Origin of the sequence: Microbulbifer zhoushanensis (assembly GCF_021729055.1) — a bacterium.
Taxonomy (GTDB): domain Bacteria; phylum Pseudomonadota; class Gammaproteobacteria; order Pseudomonadales; family Cellvibrionaceae; genus Microbulbifer; species Microbulbifer zhoushanensis.
The window spans coordinates 1-2,098 of sequence record NZ_JAJSAO010000016.1 but is presented as its reverse complement, the minus strand read 5'-3'; the positions used below and the strand labels follow the sequence as shown (position 1 = coordinate 2,098).

General features: G+C 44.5%; 4 protein-coding genes. All 4 read right to left on the bottom strand.

Annotation, left to right across the window (positions count from 1 at the left end):
• Positions 1-61 precede the first annotated feature (61 nt).
• The 4 genes from LVD10_RS17880 to LVD10_RS17865 all read right to left on the bottom strand — a co-directional run bounded on the left by LVD10_RS17880 (position 62) and on the right by LVD10_RS17865 (position 1,936).
• Positions 62-484 carry a hypothetical protein gene (locus tag LVD10_RS17880; RefSeq protein ID WP_237064505.1) on the bottom strand — a complete coding sequence of 141 codons (423 nt, stop codon included), beginning with the start codon at positions 482-484 and terminating at the stop codon, positions 62-64.
• Positions 485-564: 80 nt separating this feature from the next.
• Positions 565-888 (bottom strand): hypothetical protein, encoded by a 324-nt coding sequence (locus LVD10_RS17875; protein WP_237064504.1) that lies wholly within the window; start codon positions 886-888, stop codon positions 565-567.
• A gap of 91 nt (positions 889-979) precedes the next feature.
• On the bottom strand, positions 980-1,339 hold the full coding sequence (locus tag LVD10_RS17870; protein WP_237064503.1) for a hypothetical protein: 360 nt from the start codon (positions 1,337-1,339) through the stop codon (positions 980-982).
• Between the two features lie 84 nt (positions 1,340-1,423).
• Positions 1,424-1,936, bottom strand: coding sequence for a CbrC family protein (locus tag LVD10_RS17865; protein ID WP_237064502.1), 513 nt, complete (start codon positions 1,934-1,936; stop codon positions 1,424-1,426).
• Between the last annotated feature and the right edge of the window lie 162 nt (positions 1,937-2,098).

Genomic DNA, 2,098 nt, shown 5'->3' with positions numbered 1-2,098 from the left:
ATGCGATGGTGAGGGACGGGACTTACTGGGGAGAGTGTGATGTCAAACTGGCTGCTTGACATCACAGTCGCTTGTTATGTTTGATGGCCCAGTGTGCGCCCTGGACCAACAAACAGCTTAAATACAGCAATATTGCAATTGCGCCAAGTAGCACAGGCCAGGTTGCAACATACATATGTGATGCGCCTTCATAGTATTCGGGACGTTCGCGAATAACTAATAAATAGAACCAAGCCAACAATCCTATTCCAAGAACGACATCAGAAGCCAAACGGTAGACTCTAACACCAGCAAGCTTAAATTTAGTTTTGCTCGAAAATAAAAATGCTACTCCTGCTGGAAAAGCGGTAGCGATACCGCAAGCCAATACGGAAATAGCCATATTTGCATTAATATCTGGTGCGAACTCACCACGAGTGAAATCTAGTATTAAATTTACACTCGCCATGACCATAAGTAATAAGATCAAAATTATTCTTGGCATATAATCAATTCATTGCGAAAACATAACGTTGCCAACAGGGGCCCGCGTTAGCGGGTCCCTGCTTGCTTGGCCTTGTTAAGCTACCGTTCGCTGCCATAAGGAGTGAAGCTAATATCGTATCCAAATGGGTTATCTCTGGGCGGCTCCGCTGGCTCGGTTTCATAAATTTGGATTCTGCCTTGAACTGTAAATCCGATATCAGCACCTATTCCCTGGATCATTTCAGCGCTCTCCTCAGCGTCCGAGCACCAGGTTTTCATTGTCATAAATGCCGGCCCCTCTTTGCATTGAAATCCATGAGCAAGCTTGCCGGCCACTCCATCAGCAATTACGGTGAAATGCTGGTACGGGGTTTCAATTTTCCCGTATCGGAGCTTTAACCGCCAATTTTTGTCGCTTTCCATAATTCACCAGCCCAAAAAGCTTAACGTTGCCAACAGGGGCCCGCGTTAGCGGGTCCCTGCTTGCTTGGCCTTGTTATGTTTCTGTGCTCGCTCATATAACCTCAATTGTGCCATCGGTGCGTGTAATATTGATGCTCTCGTATTGCGATACCTCTGTGTGTATGTAGAGAGCCACACCTCCAGTTAACGTAATTTTTAGCACCAATTCATTTTCATTGCTGATGCCAGTTACCTCTTTATTAGGTACATAGACAAGGTCTTTTGTGCTTACCCACTCACCATCGAACCAGACCGATTTAATTCCATTTACCTCACCTTCTAGTTTGTGTAGAGATTGGATCACTACACCCTTTTCGAAGCCAATTTGAGCATCATAGGGGCCAACCGACACAAGATTTACTTCTTGGCCAATTAACTCCCTTAAATGTGATTCATTTGGTAATTCGTACATATCTCAAGAAACATAACGCGTTGCTAAATTGCGCCGCCAGGCGTCAATTTGAGCAAATTGTTATGAGAATTTACGGCACATTCTTTAATTTGCATCCCAAACCCAATATTTCTCACCATCCAGCGAAAAAAGATAAACAGAAACATCTCCAGCTTCTTTGTAATTAGATAGCTTTTTATCTGGCAACCTCTCCCAAAGGAAGGCTATATCCGAGCTGTCATTTTGGTCTCGCAGAAAGGATTGGTAAAACTCCTTCTCATCCTTAAAATCTTCTTTGGACGCAATACACTCAAAAACGGGAAATTTTCCATCTATATAGGGCCAAGCAGTATCCTGCCATGTTGGCAAAGCAGGAGTTTTATAAGTAATTATCTCAGCATCTTCCGATCCATCATCAAAGTTCATATTTGCTTCAATTTCTAGCTCTTTAAGCTTTCCATCTTTAAGGCAATTAGGGCAAATGCAGTCAATACTCTCCACGCCTGAGTATCCACCCGTATCAAAGCACTGCTCAATGCTACCACATATCGAACATGCAACTTTCCCGTCAGTGAGAAACGCAAACTCTTCAGGTTTTCGAAAATACTTAAATTTCATCCGACACCTACTCATAACGCCAAGCTTTGGGGCGGCTGGAGCGGAGCGTAAGCCGTCCCAGCCGCGATAGCGGCGACAACAGCGCCTTGTATGGTGAAATCCCCCAAAAATTCGGTAAGGTGAGGCCCGTAACTTGCCACGAACAAGTTACCGGCGTGACAG